18 protein-coding genes and 1 riboswitch are annotated in these 16,297 nt (G+C 66.2%); of the genes, 5 read left to right on the forward strand and 13 right to left on the reverse strand.

Going from position 1 to position 16,297, the window contains the following annotated elements:
• The first annotated feature begins 2 nt into the window (after positions 1-2).
• From VCS63_RS16420 to VCS63_RS16430, 3 genes are read left to right on the forward strand one after another with little or no spacing between them, the layout of a single operon-like run.
• Positions 3-866: an ABC transporter permease gene (locus VCS63_RS16420; RefSeq protein ID WP_323880425.1), complete on the forward strand. Its 864-nt coding sequence runs from the start codon at positions 3-5 to the stop codon at positions 864-866.
• Positions 863-1,672: an ABC transporter permease gene (locus tag VCS63_RS16425; RefSeq protein ID WP_063642455.1), complete on the forward strand. Its 810-nt coding sequence runs from the start codon at positions 863-865 to the stop codon at positions 1,670-1,672. The genes VCS63_RS16420 and VCS63_RS16425 overlap by 4 nt, the downstream gene beginning before the upstream one ends.
• 15 nt (positions 1,673-1,687) lie before the next feature.
• Positions 1,688-2,557, forward strand: coding sequence for an ABC transporter ATP-binding protein (locus VCS63_RS16430; RefSeq protein ID WP_063642454.1), 870 nt, complete (start codon positions 1,688-1,690; stop codon positions 2,555-2,557).
• A 73-nt stretch (positions 2,558-2,630) separates the two neighbouring features.
• Here VCS63_RS16430 and VCS63_RS16435 read toward each other — a convergent pair whose 3' ends face one another.
• The 9 genes from VCS63_RS16435 to VCS63_RS16475 all read right to left on the reverse strand — a co-directional run bounded on the left by VCS63_RS16435 (position 2,631) and on the right by VCS63_RS16475 (position 10,550).
• On the reverse strand, positions 2,631-3,584 hold the full coding sequence (locus VCS63_RS16435; protein ID WP_063642453.1) for a Bug family tripartite tricarboxylate transporter substrate binding protein: 954 nt from the start codon (positions 3,582-3,584) through the stop codon (positions 2,631-2,633).
• Between the two features lie 92 nt (positions 3,585-3,676).
• Positions 3,677-4,102 carry a nuclear transport factor 2 family protein gene (locus VCS63_RS16440; protein ID WP_063959938.1) on the reverse strand — a complete coding sequence of 142 codons (426 nt, stop codon included), beginning with the start codon at positions 4,100-4,102 and terminating at the stop codon, positions 3,677-3,679.
• 8 nt (positions 4,103-4,110) lie between these two features.
• On the reverse strand, positions 4,111-5,373 hold the full coding sequence (locus tag VCS63_RS16445; RefSeq protein WP_175202272.1) for an NAD(P)/FAD-dependent oxidoreductase: 1,263 nt from the start codon (positions 5,371-5,373) through the stop codon (positions 4,111-4,113).
• Between the two features lie 17 nt (positions 5,374-5,390).
• Positions 5,391-5,711 carry a non-heme iron oxygenase ferredoxin subunit gene (locus VCS63_RS16450; RefSeq protein ID WP_042794038.1) on the reverse strand — a complete coding sequence of 107 codons (321 nt, stop codon included), beginning with the start codon at positions 5,709-5,711 and terminating at the stop codon, positions 5,391-5,393.
• Positions 5,712-5,713: 2 nt separating this feature from the next.
• Positions 5,714-6,982: an aromatic ring-hydroxylating dioxygenase subunit alpha gene (locus tag VCS63_RS16455; RefSeq protein WP_063642450.1), complete on the reverse strand. Its 1,269-nt coding sequence runs from the start codon at positions 6,980-6,982 to the stop codon at positions 5,714-5,716.
• Between the two features lie 22 nt (positions 6,983-7,004).
• On the reverse strand, positions 7,005-7,496 hold the full coding sequence (locus VCS63_RS16460) for an aromatic-ring-hydroxylating dioxygenase subunit beta (RefSeq protein ID WP_042794040.1): 492 nt from the start codon (positions 7,494-7,496) through the stop codon (positions 7,005-7,007).
• A 35-nt stretch (positions 7,497-7,531) separates the two neighbouring features.
• Positions 7,532-8,632: a cupin domain-containing protein gene (locus VCS63_RS16465; protein WP_323880427.1), complete on the reverse strand. Its 1,101-nt coding sequence runs from the start codon at positions 8,630-8,632 to the stop codon at positions 7,532-7,534.
• Positions 8,633-8,689: 57 nt separating this feature from the next.
• Positions 8,690-9,688, reverse strand: coding sequence for an ornithine cyclodeaminase family protein (locus tag VCS63_RS16470; RefSeq protein ID WP_278485064.1), 999 nt, complete (start codon positions 9,686-9,688; stop codon positions 8,690-8,692).
• Positions 9,681-10,550 (reverse strand): fumarylacetoacetate hydrolase family protein, encoded by an 870-nt coding sequence (locus tag VCS63_RS16475; protein WP_063642448.1) that lies wholly within the window; start codon positions 10,548-10,550, stop codon positions 9,681-9,683. Before VCS63_RS16475 ends, VCS63_RS16470 begins: the two co-directional genes overlap by 8 nt.
• A 215-nt stretch (positions 10,551-10,765) precedes the next feature.
• On the opposite strand from VCS63_RS16475, the gene VCS63_RS16480 reads away from it, so the two are divergent.
• Together VCS63_RS16480 and thiM are read left to right on the forward strand one after the other, a co-directional pair.
• Positions 10,766-11,497: a GntR family transcriptional regulator gene (locus VCS63_RS16480; RefSeq protein ID WP_042794043.1), complete on the forward strand. Its 732-nt coding sequence runs from the start codon at positions 10,766-10,768 to the stop codon at positions 11,495-11,497.
• Positions 11,498-11,525: 28 nt separating this feature from the next.
• A riboswitch (TPP riboswitch) is annotated at positions 11,526-11,655 on the forward strand.
• Positions 11,656-11,734: 79 nt separating this feature from the next.
• Complete coding sequence (gene thiM, locus VCS63_RS16485; RefSeq protein WP_323880430.1) at positions 11,735-12,553, forward strand: hydroxyethylthiazole kinase; 819 nt, start codon at positions 11,735-11,737, stop codon at positions 12,551-12,553.
• Between the two features lie 19 nt (positions 12,554-12,572).
• Here the strand turns inward: thiM and VCS63_RS16490 are convergent, their stop codons facing one another.
• The 4 genes from VCS63_RS16490 to VCS63_RS16505 are packed head-to-tail and all read right to left on the reverse strand — an operon-like array spanning position 12,573 to position 16,288.
• Positions 12,573-13,337 (reverse strand): ABC transporter ATP-binding protein, encoded by a 765-nt coding sequence (locus VCS63_RS16490; RefSeq protein ID WP_042794045.1) that lies wholly within the window; start codon positions 13,335-13,337, stop codon positions 12,573-12,575.
• Positions 13,334-14,320, reverse strand: a complete 987-nt coding sequence (locus tag VCS63_RS16495) for an iron chelate uptake ABC transporter family permease subunit (RefSeq protein ID WP_174564765.1) — start codon at positions 14,318-14,320, stop codon at positions 13,334-13,336. Before VCS63_RS16495 ends, VCS63_RS16490 begins: the two co-directional genes overlap by 4 nt.
• Positions 14,313-15,305: an ABC transporter permease gene (locus tag VCS63_RS16500; protein ID WP_088607745.1), complete on the reverse strand. Its 993-nt coding sequence runs from the start codon at positions 15,303-15,305 to the stop codon at positions 14,313-14,315. Before VCS63_RS16500 ends, VCS63_RS16495 begins: the two co-directional genes overlap by 8 nt.
• A gap of 32 nt (positions 15,306-15,337) precedes the next feature.
• Positions 15,338-16,288, reverse strand: coding sequence for a siderophore ABC transporter substrate-binding protein (locus tag VCS63_RS16505; RefSeq protein WP_063959933.1), 951 nt, complete (start codon positions 16,286-16,288; stop codon positions 15,338-15,340).
• Positions 16,289-16,297 lie beyond the last annotated feature (9 nt).

Here is a 16,297-nt window from a genome sequence, read left to right on the forward strand (position 1 = left end):
TCATGTCCGGCAACACCCTGAGCGCGCCGTTTCCCTCCACGCATCACCGCGCAACCCGCCCGCCTCTCGCTCCGCTGCGCAGCGCCGGCAATCGCCTGCTGCCCTGGCTGCTGCCCCTGAGCTTGCTCGCCCTTTGGCAACTCGGTGCGTCCCGGGGCTGGATTTCGCCGCAGGTGCTGCCGTCCCCCCATTTCGTCTGGCTTACCTTGCAGGATCTCTACAGCAGCGGAGACCTCTGGCTCAACGTGCAGGCCAGCATGCAGCGCGTGCTGGTCGGCTTTGCGGCCGGCAGCCTGCTGGGATTGGCGCTGGGCGCCGCCATGGGCCTGTGGCGGCCACTGGAAGCCTACATCCTGCCCACCTTCAACGCGCTGGTGCAGATTCCCGTGTTGGCCTGGCTGCCCTTTGTGCTGCTGCTGGTCGGCATAGGCGAACCGCTGAAGTACATCCTGATCGCCAAGGCGGCGCTGGTACCCGTCACGCTGAACACCCTGCAGGGATTCCGCCAGACACCGGCCAGCCTGCTGGAGGTGGCCCGCGTCTACGGCTACACACGCCGACAGCAAGTGCTGGAAGTGGTGCTGCCGCACGCCTTGCCCACGCTGTTCACGGGCCTGCGCCTGGGTTTCACCAAAGCCTGGCTGTCGCTGGTCGTGGTGGAGCTGGTCGCGTCCAGCGAAGGGCTGGGTTACTTGATCGTCTACGGCCGGCAACTGTTCCAGCTGGATCTGGTCATGGCGGCGGTGATCGTGGTGGGCGCCATCGGCTATGCCATCGACAAGCTGCTGGACGTGGCCGAAGCCCGCGCAGGCGGCGGACAGGCCGCGACCCGCCTGGGCACGGCGTCCACCGGAGTCCACGCATGACGACGACACAGACACGCTCGTTTCCCAAGGCTGGTGCTCTCCACGCCTGGCTGCGGGCCCGATGGCGCGGCTTGGTGCTACCCGCCGCCGCGATCCTGGCGTGGTGGGCGCTGGCGCGGCTGGACTGGGTGTCCACGCCCTTGCTGGTGTCGCCGGGAAAAGTGCTGGACACCGCCGCCAGCCAGATATCTTCGGGCCGGTTGTGGCGCGCGCTGAGCGCCAGCCTGGCGCGGGAGTTCACCGGCTTTGCCATAGGCACCGCGCTCGGCCTCATACTGGGCGCGCTGCTCGGGCTGCTGCCGTTGTTCAACCGCATCGTCGGCCCCAGTTTCAACACTTTCAAACAGATCTCGCTGTTTGCCTGGATTCCGCTCATCTCGGTCTGGTTCGGCCTGGGCGACGTGGCCAAAGTGACGTTCCTGTCTCTGGCAGCCTTGGTACCCGTCGTCGTCAACACCTGCGACGGCATACGCAGCACCCCGACCACGCTGCTGGAAGTCGCCCGGGTGTTCGGCTATACGCGCTGGCAGACGCTGCTGCACGTGGTGCTGCCAGCGGCAGCGCCTTCGATCTTCACCGGCGTCTACCTGGCGTTGATCTACTCGTGGCTGGCGACGATAGGCGCCGAATACCTGCTGGTGGCCGGCCACGGCATAGGCAACACCCTGATCGAAGGCAGCGAACACTTCCAGATGGATCTGGTGATCTTCGGCATGTTCGTGATCGGCCTGGTCGGTTGGTCCATGAACGCATTGGCCCGCGCGCTGGAGCGCCGGCTGGCGCGGCACCGCTACGGCGCCGCCTGAGGGAGAAAGCAAGGAATGACTGGTACTTTCGGCAAGGAATTGAACATACGCGGCGTGGAGAAGCGCTACGCCGGCCCCGATGGAAGCGCGCAGGCGCTGCAAGTCCTGCAGGACATCAATCTCGACGTGCCCGCCGGGCAATTCGTCAGCATCGTGGGAGCCAGCGGCTGTGGAAAGTCCACGCTGCTGCGCCTGATACTGGGGCTGGACGACGACTACGCCGGCCAGATTCTCCTGGACGGCAAACCAGTGCGCGGCGCGGGCCTGGACCGTGGCATCGTATTCCAGGACCATCGTCTGTTTCCCTGGCTCAACGTGGAGCGCAATATCGCCACCGCGCTGCGCAACGCGCCCCTGTCAAAAGCGGAAAAGCGGGAGTTGGTGGCCGCACACATTGCCTTGGTCGGTTTGCAGGGATTCGAGAAATCCTACCCCCATCAGATCTCGGGCGGCATGGCGCAGCGCGTGGCGATCGCGCGCGGCCTGGTCAATCGTCCGCGGGTGCTGCTGCTGGATGAACCCCTGGGAGCCCTGGACGCACTGACGCGTTCGCGCTTGCAGAACGAGTTGCAACGCATCTGGCAGCAAGAACAGATCACCATGGTGCTGGTCACTCACGACGTGGAGGAAGCCGTCTTCCTGGGTGACCGCGTGGTGGTGATGCAGCCTCGCCCGGGCCGCATCCGCCGCATCGTCGACGTAGACCTGCCCCATCCCCGCAACCGCAGCGATCCCCGCTTCATACGGCTGCGCGATGACGTACTCAGCGACTTCCTCGATCCGGACGGGCGCGTGGCGGACAACGAGGCCGCGCCGCCTCCGGGCGGCCTCGCGGCGACGGTCGGGGCCTTGCCTGCGCTGGGGCGCTTGCGCATGGCCTGGTAGCGGCTCGCGTGCTTCGCTAAAAGAAAGGCCGGCGGCACTTGCCGCCGGCCCTGTCCGCAAACGCCTCAAGCACTCAATCGATCGACGCGCCTGCCACCTTCACCACCTTGCCCAGGCGCGCGTACTCTTCCGCGCCAAATTCCGCCAGCGACTGGCGCGTCGTGGGCGAAGGGATGGCGCCGCGCGACTCCAGCATCTTGCGTACCTCGGGCTGCTGCAGCGCGCGGTTGACGGCGGCATTCAGCTTGTCCAGCACCGCGACCGGCGTGCCCTTGGGCGCATACAAGCCGTCCCAGGCGAAGAATTCATACCCCTTCACGCCCGCTTCGCTGATCGTGGGTATGTCCGGATTGGACGCCACGCGCTCCGGCGTCGTCACGCCCAGGGCCCGCAGCTTGCCCGCAGCAATCTGCCCGGACACGTTGGGCATCACGTCGATCATGAACGAAATGCGTCCGCCCAGCAGATCGGTCATGGCCGCGCCGCCGCCCTTGTAGGGGATGTGCATTACCTTCGTACCCGCCATCTGGTTCAACAGTTCACAGGCCAGGTGCGAGGACGTGCCATTGCCGGCGGACCCGCAGGTCAGTTCGCCCGGATTGGCCTTGGCGTAGGCCAGCAGTTGCGCCAAGGTCTTGAAGCGCTCGTCCGAGGCATTGACGACCAGCGCTGCCGCGATGACGGTAAAGCGCGAGATCGGCTCGAAATCGGATGGCGCATAGCCCGGCGACTTGTATAGCCAGTGGTTGGTGGCCTGCGTGCCGTTGGTGCCGTAAGACAGCGTGTACCCGTCGGGCTTGGCGCGCGCCGCGATCGAAGTGCCGATGTTGCCGCCCGCGCCTGGACGGTTCTCGACAATGATGGACTGCCCCAGTTCGCGCGACAGCGGCTCTGCGACCAGGCGCGCCAGCGTGTCGCCCCCGCCGCCGGCGGCGAACGGCACCACCAGCGTGATCGGATGGGCAGGCCAATCGGGCTGCTGCGCCTGGGCGCCAGACACGACGGCCGCACAGGCGGCCGCCAGCATGCAATGCAATATTCTTGAGGGTTTCACTGTTTGTCTCCTGAGGAATGCTAGGGACGCGCCCGCTGCTTTTTGAATGATTCGGGCGCGTTGGGTTAAATCGGTTCGGGCGGGAGGTGGCGGCGGCTGCGCTTGTCGGCCAGGCGCCATCCGCTGTCCGTCTCCGCCAGCACGTCCTGGCATTCGCGAATGGACACCAGGCGCGGCGCGCCGCCATGTTCCTGCGGCACGCTTTCATAGGCGGTCAGGAAGTAGCCGACCGTGGCGCGCGCCCCGGCCAGATCGATCAAGCGCAGGTTGGTGATGATGTGGCAGGTGCTGCGTTCGGCGGCGCGGGCGTTCAAAACTTCCAGTATTTCCGCCCGGCCCGCGAGCCGGCGCCCTTGGCGCTGCCAGACGCCGTCCTCGGCCATCAACGCGGCGGCAGCCTCGTGGCGCCGCGTATCCAGCGCGTGAAAGAATTCCAGCACCACCGCTTCACAGGCCGCCTTGGCCTGCATGAGCAAAACCGGGTTTTCCATTTGGGTCCTCATCCGATCTGCGCGTTGGCCAGCGGCACGTCCGGCCGCTGCAACAACGCCGGGTCCAGGGCCGCGCGCTGCGCGATCCACTTACGCAGCTGGCGGAAATCCCGCGCCGCGTCCACCGCCACGCCGGCCACGACACGACCGCTGGCGTCCAACGCGACCGACAGCAAACCGCGGCTTCCGGCCTGGGGCCGCAGTACTTCGCTGCACGCCAAGGCCGAGAAGCCCACGATCTGCACCATGGCGTCATACTGTTCCGACCAGACGGCGCCGGTCGGTGCATAAGGCTCGCCCTGCCCCAATGCAGACAAGGCTGCGGCCATGCCCTGGTCCTGCGCGTTCTGCCAGGACTCCATCCGCGCATGCCCGCCCTCGGCCGCCAGCACCGCTACGTCGCCCGCGGCGTACACGTCCGGCACGGAGGTCCGGCAATACGCATCGACCAGCACACCGCGCTCGCAAGCGATGCCAGCCTCGCGCGCCAGTTCGTCATTGGCCTGCAGGCCCACGCCCAAGACAATCGCATCTGCGTCCAGGCGCGTGCCATCGGCCAGTTCCGCCACCGGACGGCCGTCCGCCTGTGCCAGCACCGCGCGCAATCCGGTATTCAGCCGCACATCCACGCCGTGCGCCGCATGCAGCGCGGCCAGATGCGCCGACACGCCTGGTTGCACGCTGCGCGCGCACAAGCGCGGCCCTTGCTCCAGCACCGTCACCGCGCTGCCCGACTGGCGCGCCGTCGCCGCGACTTCCAGTCCGATCCAGCCGCCGCCCACCACGACCAGACGCCGGCCCGGCCCCAGGGTGGCGCGCAAGCGCAGCGCATCGCCACGGGTACGCAGCACATGCACGCCGGGCCTGCCGACGCCCGGCAACGCGGGCACGATCGGCCTGCCCCCCGTGCACAGGATCAGCTTGTCATAGGGAACGGCGCCGCCATGCGAGGTATCTACCTGCTTGTCGGCCACGCGCAGCCGCGCCGCCGCCACGCCAGGTTGGAACTCGATGCGCAGCGAGGCCAGCCGCTCGGCCGAAAAAAGCTCGGTACTTTCCGCCACGGCCTGGCCGCCCAGCACCGCCTTGCTCAGGGGCGGGCGTTCGTAAGGCGCGTGCGGTTCGTCGCCCAGCAGCACGATGCGACCTTCATAACCACGTTCGCGCAAGGTCGTCGCAGCCCAGCCACCCGCCTGGCCTGCACCGACCACGACAATGGCGCCGGCCTTCGCCGCGCCGCTTTCATGCTGCGCATCGCGGAGCTCGCCCATGGGGAGGGCCGGCCGGCTCATGCGGCTTCCGCCTTGAGGTAGACAGTGCCCGCTTCCACCCGCACCTCGTAGCGGCGCAGGTCGGTCGTGACCGGCGGGCATTGCGGCTTGCCCGTGCGGATGTCGAAGACACCCTGGTGCAGCGGGCACTCGATGGTGCCATCCTCCAGGTAACCGTCGGCCAGGCTGGCGTTGCCATGCGGACAGCGATCCTGGGTAGCACAGATATCGCCCTGCAGGTTGTAAAGGCAAACGCCTTCGCCTTCATGCACCACGCGCAGGGTGCCGGTGTCAGCGGAAATATCCGACACCATCGCAACAGGTTTCCAGGTATCCATGCTTACAACCCCATCGCCTTGCGGTAATAGTCATAGAAGGAGCGGATCAACACCTCGGTCACCATGTAGTCGGCGGGCTCGGTATCCCGGCCACCCATCTCGATGATGCCGCGCTCTTCCGGATAGCCGGTGACGCCGATCTGGACCTGGTTCAGCATTTCGCTGTCGTCCATCGACACGAAGCCGGCCGGACCCAGCAGGTTGGCGTGCTTCAGGCGCAGACGGGTCATTTCCTCATCGTCATCCTCGTAGCCGTAATAGGTGAACACCAGCTCATGCTCGGTGGGACTGCGCGGAATGACGTGGCGGGTCTTGAGCGAATTGGCCTGGATGCCGAACTGCGCGGCCGGGAAAACCCAGGCGCCGCCCACCCGGCCGCGGTTGAACTCGGCGCGCGGGGTCACGGTTTCCAAGTCCAGCAGTTCCAGGTCATCGCGGAAACGGCTCATTTCCGTGGTGGCCTCGGTCTTTTTCTTGCCCTCGTTGTGCGACACCATCACGCTGTGCGCGCCGCCGCCCGTGGGGATGCACTCGGACTTGGAGTCCGCGCGCCACAGGCCGAAGGTGATGTAGAAGGTGTGCAGCAGCGTGGCGTGGTACGGGTCCTTCAGGTTCTCCAGGTACATTTTCCAGTTGCTGGGAATCAACTGGCGGCTGTAGCCCAGCAGCTTGAGCGGCTTGCCCGGCAGCATATGGTCGATCTCGGCCAGCACTTCCGGGCCGCAATAGTCCTCGAAGCTGGGTGCGTCCTCGGCAAAGGTGGCCCAGATCGAACCGCCCCGGTTCACGCTGCGCAGCTTGCGGATGCCATTCTGCTTGGGGTCGAAGTCTCGCGGCATGCCGCCCTTGCCCATCGCGCCGCGCCGAAATGGCACGCCTTGCAGATTGCCATTCAGGTCGTAGTTCCACTGGTGGTAGGGGCAGGTGAAATCCTCCACCTTGCCGGTGTTCTGCCAGCAGATCTGCGCGCCGCGGTGCGCGCAGCGGTTCTCCAGCACGTTGATCTCGCCTTCCGCGTTGCGCACCATGACCACGGGGCGGTTGCCGATCCAGTTGCGCTTGTAGCAACCGACTTCCGGCACTTCGCACTCCAGGCCTACGTAGTTCCAGGTCTTACCGCCGAAGAACACGTCCATTTCCTTTTGGAAGATGGCCGGATCCGTGTAGACCCAGTTGGGGATGCGCGTATAGCCTTCCTTGGGCCAGCGGCGCTCGATATGGATGGGAGCCGCCGCGGGCGCGTCCAGCACGGCAGAGTCGGAACAGGTCATGATAGTTATCCTCGGGGCGGATTCAGATGGGGACGATGAGCGAGGTGCGAACGCGGTAGTTGTCGTACACGCAGTCGCGGCGGCTGAATGCCAGGCCTTCGGGCGTCGCGCGCAGCACGTCCAGATAGCGGCCGACCATGTTCAAGGTGGGTTCCCGGTCGGACAGCGACTCCATCACGGCGAAGTTGGCCTGGGCGACGATGTGGTCTCCCTGCACCTCCAGGACGCGCACGCCGCTGATGAAGTGGCGCAACGAACGCGGCTCGAACATCGTGGTTTCGCGCAAGGCGGTGACGCGATCGCGCAGCATGTTCTTGTTCATGCAGTAGATCAGCCCCAGCGGCAGGCCGGCGTCATGGTTCTCGCGCGACAGCACCCGGTAATGGCAGTCTTCCGTGAAAAAGCCCGGCCAGTCTTCCAGGCGGTCTTCGTCCAGGCAGTAGGCGTAGTCGTCGTAGAAATCCCGCAGGCGCGCACGCAGCGCCGGGGTGTCGGAAATCTCGGTCATGGTCATTGCGGATCCAGATATCGGTTCTAGGGAATCGCGTCCTAGCGGGCTGCGGCGAGTTGCGCGCGGTTGCTTTCGAAGCCGCTCTGGCTGCCCAGCGCCAGGATGGGTTCCTGCATGCGCTCCTGCCAGATCAGCGACTCCATGGCGATTTGCAGCGGATGGTCCTGCACGGTCAGCGCGGAGGTGGTTTCCGTGCCGGAGTGATGCGAGTGCATGGCCCAACCCGGCGCGGACAGGATCAGGTCGCCCGCCTTCCAGTCGAGCCTCGTGCCGTTGACCTTGCTGTACCCGTTGCCACGCAGGTAGTAATTGATGGCCGACGAGCTGTGGCGATGCGGCACGTGATGGTTATCCGGCGGCGAGGACGAAATCGTGGCGAAAAAGCTGTGCGTGGTGCCGATGCGGCGTTCGGTCGCCGGGTTGTACAGCACGAAGAGGCGACGGCCGTTGTAGCCGCGCGCAATGTCCTCGACGCTGGGCAGCTGCCGCGACACCGCGGCCCAGGGCCAGTGCAGGGCCTTGGATTCCAGTACGTCGATGTCGATCAGCCACTCGTAACCCAACAGCCACGCCCCCTCGGGGGTGATCTGCTCGCGCAGCGCCAGGTCGCGCGAACGGGCAGCGTCGGGCGCGCGTGGCGGCACCGGCTTGGTGTTAGCGTCTGCCGGCGGCACGCTGCCCTCGAACTCCTCTACGTAATGGATCTCCAGCTTTTCCAGGAGCGGCGCGTTGGAGTACGACAGGCGGACCCACGGCGTCTTGCCTTCGTTGCGGTACGAATGCACCTGCATCGCCGGCGTGTTCCACACGTCCCAGAGCCCTACCCGGATGTCGCGTCCGCCCACCGTGGCCACGCCCTCGCCGCTGATACAGATCTCCAGCATGTTCGAGTTCTTGCGCAGATTGAAGGTGCTTTCGCCCGGGTTGACCACGTTGATGGTGACATCCGTTCCCGGTGCCAGGCCCAGGCCGGGCGCCGTCGCCTCGGGGTGCACGATGAGCGATGCGCGACGGCCGTTGTCCGGTCGGGGCGCATCCGCCAGGCGCGCGATCTCAAGATCGATATCCTCTTTGGGGATGACGATCGACTGCCATTTGTTTTGTTCCCGCGGACTGGCGCCGCTGACATCGACGAACATGTGGTCTCCTCTTGCGGCCGGCGCCCGGCGCCGGCTGTCTGGTTGTGCGAATTCGGTTCAGGGCTGCGCCAACAGCAGGTTCTCGCGGGTCTGGGGCGGCAAAGCCACGCCCAAGCCATGGTCGCGGGCGTGCTCGTACACCACTCGCGCCATCGCCAGGTCGGACAGCCCCATGCCCATGCCCTTGAAAATCGTCAGCCGCGCATCTTGCGGACGGCTCTCGCCCGCGGCGAGCAAGTCGCTCAGGACCGCCACGTCCTGCCACGGCGCGCCCTCGGCGCCAAAGCGTTCACGCAGTTCCCGCGATCCGCGGCGCGCGTTCTCCATGTCGTCCACGACCACGCGGTCGGCGCGTTCGAACACGTCTTGCGCGAATTCGGCCTTGGCCGGCAGGATGGCGCCAACGGCGTTCAGGTGCCTGCAGTCGGCCAGCATGGCCGCATCCACGAAGGGCTCAACGGCGCGCGTGATCAAGGTAACGATTTCCGCCCCGGCCAACGCGTGTTCCAGGCTGGACGCTTCCTCGACATCGAATGCGTACTTGCCTTGCATGCTCGCGACAAAGGCGCGGCGTTTTTCCGGCGTGGGGCTGTAGATGCGGACCCGGCGCAACTTGCGCACGGCGGCAAGCGCAGCCAGTTGGGTGACCGCCTGCGGTCCGGTGCCGATCAGCGCGGCGCACGCTGCGTCGGCCGGCGCCAGCGCGCGCGTGGCCACCCCACTGATCGCGGCCGTGCGCAGCATGCCCAGGGCACGCGCCTCGATCACCGCGCGCAAGAACCCGGTTTCTGCGTCGAACAGGCTGAACAGCGAACCGCCACCGCTTTTGGTGTGTACCCAGGTCTTGAAGCCGGCATAGCCCCCGGCGCCTGTCTGCACAGAACCCAATGCATGCATCGAACTGCCGTCGCCCCAGGTCGCCAACGCCTTGGGCAGGTTGCGCGCTTGTTCGCGCCCTTGCGCAACCAGCATTGCGTGCAAGGCATCGATCGCCTTGGGGATGTCCAGCACCGAGACCACGTCCCGTTCCGTCAGGTACCGCAGCGCATCAGTCATGCGCGTCTCCTAGTTCGTCGATGGCAGGCTCTTGCTCCACCGTATTGATCAATGACCCGATGCCGGGGATCTCGACCTCCAGCGTGTCGCCCACGCGCATGAAGCGCGGCGGCTTGCGGCTGGAACCGACGCCTTCGGGCGTCCCCGTGGCGATCACGTCACCAGGCGACAGTCGCGTGAAGCTGCTGATGTATGCAATCAGCTCGGGAATGGGGAAGATCAGGTCGGATACCTGGCCGTGCTGCATGACCTCGCCATTGAGGCGGGAAATGACCTCCAGGCCTGATGGATCGCCGATCTCGTCGGCCGTCACCAGACAGGGACCCAGCGCGCCGCTGCGCTCGAAGTTCTTGCCAGGCGTCACCTGCGCGTTGTGCTTCTGGAAGTCGCGCACGGAGTTCTCGGCCATGCAGGTGTATCCCGCGACATGCGCCAGCGCATTTTCAGCCGGGATATGGCGGCCGCCCCGGCCTATCACGACAGCCAATTCGGCTTCGTAGTCGAACCGGTCGGACGCGCGCGGCTTCCAGACCGCTGCCCCGTGACCCACGAAGCTGTCCGCAAAGCGCGCGAACAACGAAGGGTGCGCCGGTAGTTCGCGCCCGGCTTCCGCGACGTGGCGACCATAGTTCAGTCCCACGCAGAGGATCTTGCGCGGCGCCACCACCGGGGGCAGCAAACGCAGCCCGGCCACGGGCAGACAGGGTTGGCCCTCTGTCTCGGCGGCGCGCGCGATCTGATCCACGCCCGCCTCCAGCGCCGCGACCATGTCGGGCCAAACCTGCGTCAGCACCACGACTTCCGTACCGCGCAACATGCCCCAGGCGCTGCGGCCTGCCTGAACGAAGCTGATGAGCTTCATGTTGTCTCCTGTGCCTCTTGCGGACATGGCATGCATTGATGGATTTCTTTGCATGCATTTCTAGGCTTATTCGTACTAGAACCGCCGTTTTTCCGAATTATTGCATGCAATTTTGATAAATCGCAAGGCCAAATGGATTTTCTTATGCCTTATTGCATGCAATTTTGACGGTACACTGAAGGCCCCAATAGACTGGAACGAGCCCGCATCTCGCTATGGCCGCACAAATCGATAAAGTCATTTCGGAACTCCGCGACATGGTGCTTTCGGGCGTGCTGCAGCCCGGGGAACGCGTGGTCGAATTGCAGTTTTCGGCACGCCTGGGCGTCTCGCGCACCCCGCTGCGCATTGCCCTGACCGAACTGGAAAAGGAAGGCCTGCTGGAGCGGCTGCCTTCGCGCGGATTCCGGGTACGGGCCTTCACCGTGGATGAGATCGGCGATGCGGTGGACGTGCGCGGGGTGCTCGAGGGCATGGCGGCCCGCCTGCTGGCGGAGCGCGGCGCCTCACAGGAGGTACTGGACCGCTTGTCAGAGGCCGTGGAGGAAGGACGCGCCCTGCTGGCCCCCGCCCGCCGCGATCTCAACACCACCGTGGATGCCCGCGCCTGGGGGCAGATCAACCGCCGCTTCCACGAAATCCTGTGCGAGGCCGCGGGCAACCGCGCGCTGCTGTCGGCGCTGGAACATAACAACAAGACCCCCTTGGCCGGCCCCGCCGCGCTGACACTGCCGTCGACCCCGTCCCTGCTGGAAACGCCGTTCGTACTGCGCGCGCAAGCGGATCACGAAGACCTGCTGCGCGCCATTACGCGCCGCGAAGCCGTGCGTGCCGAAAACCTGATGCGCGAACACGCCTACCGCAGCCGCGAAAACAAGCGCGTGCTGCTGGAATCCCTGCGCGGCGCCCTGCCCGCCCAACCCATGCTGTCGGACGCCAGCGCTTGACAAGCGCGATGCCCGCCCAGAACATAGCCATATCCACCCGGGGCGCTTCGACAAGAGGCTGAGACGCCGCTGGCGCGGGCCAAACACCCACGCAGCGCGGCAACCCGTTGAACCTGATCCAGGCAATGCTGGCGTAGGGAGGGTGCCGAACCGCTTGCGCGCCGCGCCTCAGTCCGCCGGCTCCGCCGCTCCTCCGGCCCTCCGCCCGCCCTGGATTCCCACGACAGGGCCCAAGGCATGCCATTCATCCCCGACCTTTCCGCCCAGGCGCTCGTCTCGCGCGACCTGTACACAGCGCTGCGCCGCGACGCGCCCCTGGTGCAGTGCCTGACCAATTTCGTTTCCATGAACACCGCGGCCAACGTGCTGCTGGCCGTGGGCGCATCGCCCGCCATGGTGCATGCCCAAGAGGAAGCGCCCGAGTTTGCGCGCGTCTGCGGCGCGGTGGTGATCAACATCGGCACCCTTTCCTCGCCCTGGCTGGACAGCATGCTGTTGACCGCTGCCTCGGCCAACGAGGCCGGCATTCCTTGGGTGCTGGATCCGGTGGCCCATCACGCCACCGCTTTTCGTCGAGACGCCGTCCGGCGCTTGCTGGACCTGCGGCCCACCATCATCCGGGGCAATGCCTCGGAGATCATCGCCCTGGCCGGAGGCCAAAGCGCAAGCCAGGGCGTGGACGCGCGCGACGCGGTCGCGCAGGCGGAGGAATCGGCGCATGCCATAGCGGTCCGCCAAGCCACGGTGGTGGCCGTTACCGGTGAAACCGATTTCGTCACGGACGGCACGCGCGCCGTCCGCATTGCTGGCGGATCCCCCCTGATGCCGCGCGTCACGGCCACAGGCTGCGCGCTGACCGCGACGGTCGGCGCCTTTGCGGCCGTATCCAGGAATGACCCTTGGGCGGCGGCAATAGCCGCCCTATCGTGCTTCGCAATCGCGGGCCAGCGCGCCGGCGGGGCAGCGCAAGGGCCCGGATCCTTTGCCTGGCGCTTCCTGGATGCGCTGGGGGACCTGGAAGCCGACAGCCTCACCCAGGAATCGCCGCTGCGCTAGCCGCGGCGGACCTCGGCCGCTAAGGCTGGCGGTAATAGACGCAGATGCGTCGGCCGCCTATTTCGTGCACCTCGATCGGCAGCTCGTAGAGCTCGCTCAGAACCTCCGGCCGGACCAGTTCCGCCGGAGTTCCCTGGCGCGCGATGCGTCCCGCCCGCATCGCTACGATGCGATCCGCGTAGGTCGACGCAAAATTGATGTCGTGCAGCACCAACACGACCGTCTTGCCCAATTCGTCCGCCGCGCGACGCAAGGTGCCCATCATGGCGACGGCGTGTTTCATATCAAGGCTGTTCAACGGCTCGTCCAGCAGGACGTAACGCGTGTCCTGGCACAGCACCATGGCCACGAAGGCGCGCTGGCGCTGGCCACCCGACATTTCGTCCAGGTAGCGGTCGGCCAGCGGTTCCAGATTCAGATAAGCAATGGCGCGGTCGATATGGTCCTTGTCCTCCAGCGTCAGCCGGCCGCCCGTATGCGGATAGCGGCCGAACGCGACCAGGTCTCTTGCAGTCAAGCGTAAGGGCAGGTGATTGTCCTGGCGCAAGATGGCCAGGCGGCGCGCGAGTTCGCGGCTATCCGCGCGGGTTACGTCCAGCCCTTCGACCAGCACCCGGCCCGTGGACATGGGCAGCAGTCGGCTGACCATGGACAGCAGCGTGGATTTGCCCGCGCCGTTGGGACCGATGATGGCCGTAACGCCGCCCGCGGGCAGCGAAAGGCTGACATCGTCGACCACCACGCTCTCGCCGTACTGCTTGCTGACTTGCTGAATCTCTATCATCGGCGCCCCCTGCGCAGGATCAGGACGAGGAACATCAGCCCGCCCAGGAATTCGATCACCACGCTGACAGTGGTATTCAGGCCCAGCACGCGCTCCAGCAGCGTCTGGCCGCCGACGAGGAAGATCACGCTCAGCAGCACGGCCGCCGCGACGGTGTAGCGGTGCCGGTCGGACCCCATGACCTGATAGGCCAGGTTGCTGACCAGCAGGCCAAAGAACGTCACCGGGCCGACCAACGCGGTGGAAACCGACACCAGCACCGCGATGGCTACCAGTGTCAGCATGAGTGTGCGGCGATAGTCCACGCCCAGGTTCACGGCGATGTCGCGACCCAGTGCCAGCACGTCGTATCGGCGGCGCATGCGCCACACCAGCAGGGATGCGGCGCAGACCGCGGCCAGCGCGATCGGCAGCAACCCCACGCGCACCGTATTGAAGCTGGCGAACATGCGGTCCTGCAGCACCAGGAATTCGTTGGGGTCGATCAGGCGGACCACAAAGTTGGACAGGCTGCGGAACAACAGGCCGAAAATAATGCCCACCAGCATCATCAGATGCAGGCTGCGCACCGCGTCCGAGAACAGCCAGCGGAACAGCAGGCAGGCGAAGGCCGTCATGGCGCCGACCTCCAGCAGGAACGCGGCCACGGGATGGCTGGCGGCCGTGGCCGCCTGGCCGAAGCCGAATACCACCACCGCCTGGATCAACAGGTACAGGGCATCGAAGCCCATGATGGCGGGTGTCAGGATGCGGTTGTGCGTGATCGTCTGGAACAGCACCGAAGACACCGCGACGGCATAGGCCACCAGCACCATCGCCGCCAGCTTGGCCCCGCGGAACGGAATGACGAAGGACCATTGGCCGTTGGCGCCCAAGGTCATGAACGCGATGGCGCATGCCAGCGCAAAGGCCCCCAGCAGCCAAAGGCGCCAGGCTTGTGGCGCGCGGCCCGAGACCGGCGCGGAGATTGCGAGTTCAGCCAAGCCGGTTCCTCCGGGTCCGCAACAACCACAGGAACAGGATGCTGCCCAACACGCCGACGACGGTGCCTATGGGAATCTCGTAGGGATGGATCAGCAGCCGGCCGATGACGTCGCAGGCCAGCACGAATACGCCTCCCAATACCGCTACCCAGGGAATGGAGCGGCGCATGTTGTCGCCCAACACCAGGCTGACGGCGTTAGGCACGATCAGGCCCAGGAACGGAATACCGCCGGCCGTCACGACGACCACGGCCGAGATCGCGGACACGATCAGCAGTCCGACCAGCGTCAACCGCGCGTGGTTAAGGCCCAGATTGGAAGCGAACTCGCGGCCCATGCCCGCCACCGTGTAGCGGTCGGCCGCCGCATAGGCGGCGCAGGCCAGGCCGAAGCCTATCCACAACAGCTCATAGCGCCCGCGCAGCACGCCGGAAAAATCGCCCGTGGTCCAGGCGTGCAGCGACTGCAGCAGGTCGTAGCGGTAGGCGATGAAAGTCGTGGCGGCATGGATGACGCCGCCCAGGATCAGGCCGATCAGGGGCACGATGAAGGGAGTGCGCAGCGGCACGCGCTTGAGCAGCGCCAGGAACAGCAAGGTGCCCGCCAGCGCAAAGCCCGTGGCCGTCAGCATCTTGCCGATCACGGGGGTGTCCGGCGCCAGCAGCGTGACGACGAGTATGCCCAGCGTGGCGGACTCCACCGTGCCCGCCGTCGTGGGCTCGACATAACGGTTGCGGACCAGCATCTGCATGATCAGTCCCGCCACCGCCAAGGACATACCGGCCAGCAGCAACGCCAGCGTGCGCGGTATCCGACTGACCATGAGCAGGCGCCAGGCGCGCTCCGCATCTTCGCCCGCTCCCCAAAGCGCGGACAGGCTGAGCTGTCCCGCGCCCAGGCTGACGCTGGCCGCGCACAAGGCCAGCAGCACGCCCACCGCTGCCGTCAAACCGCCCCAACCGCCTACCGACTGCCGCCACGTCACCCGCGATACTCCCGCCACTCACGCATCAGGCTTCACTTGGCCGCCGCCAGCGCGCCCGCAATTTCGTCGACGTTCTGTTGCATGGCGGTCAAGCCCGCGCTGCCCATCAGATACCAGTTGTAGCCGTTCAGGTAGACCACGCGCTTGTTCTTCCAAGCCTTGGTCGGGCGCACGAGCTCGTTGTCCAGCATGCGTTGAGCCGAGACGCCTTCCCGGCCGATGGCGGCGTCGCGGTCGATCACGAACAGCCAGTCGGGGTCGGTCTGGGCGATGAACTCGAACGAGATCGCCTGGCCGTGGTTGGACACGCTCAAGCCCGTCGTCGCCGGCTTGACGCCGAATGCATCATGGATCACGCCAAAACGCGACCCCGGGCCGTAGGCGCTCATCTTGCCGCCGGTGGTCAACACGATCAGCGCCGTGCCTGCGTTTGCCGCCTTGCCGTTCAAGTCCGCGATGGATGCACGCAACGCATCCAGCTTCGTCTTGGCCACCTCTTGCTTGCCATAAATGGCGGCCAGCGTTTCCGTGTTGCGCGTCACGCTGCCGACCAGGTCCTTGGCGTCCACCGTAAGGTCCACGGTGGGTGCCAGTTTGGACAGTTCGTCGTACTTGGGCGCGGAGCGGCCCGCGACAAAGATGACTTGCGGCGCGGCGGCATGGATCACTTCGTAGTTGGGCTCGAACATCGTGCCCACCTTCAGGTAGCGCTGATCGGCGTACTGACTCAGTTGCGGCGGCAACTTGGCCACCGTGGGCACGCCCGCCACGTTCACATCCAGCGCATGCAGCGTGTCCAGCACGGCCAGGTCCATCACCACCGTCTTCGCCGGATTGGCCGGCACGGCGGTTTCACCGCGCGCGTGCTTCACCGGCACGGTCGTCTGCGCGGCACACACCGCCGTGGCGGCGCCCAGGACAAGCGCGGCTCCGGCCTGGACCGCCCAACGCCGGGCGCGGCTTGCTTGCGTTTGCTTCTTCATGCGTACCTC

The sequence above is a fragment of the Achromobacter sp. D10 genome (assembly GCF_035282245.1).
GTDB classification, from domain to species: Bacteria; Pseudomonadota; Gammaproteobacteria; order Burkholderiales; family Burkholderiaceae_B; genus Achromobacter; species Achromobacter insolitus.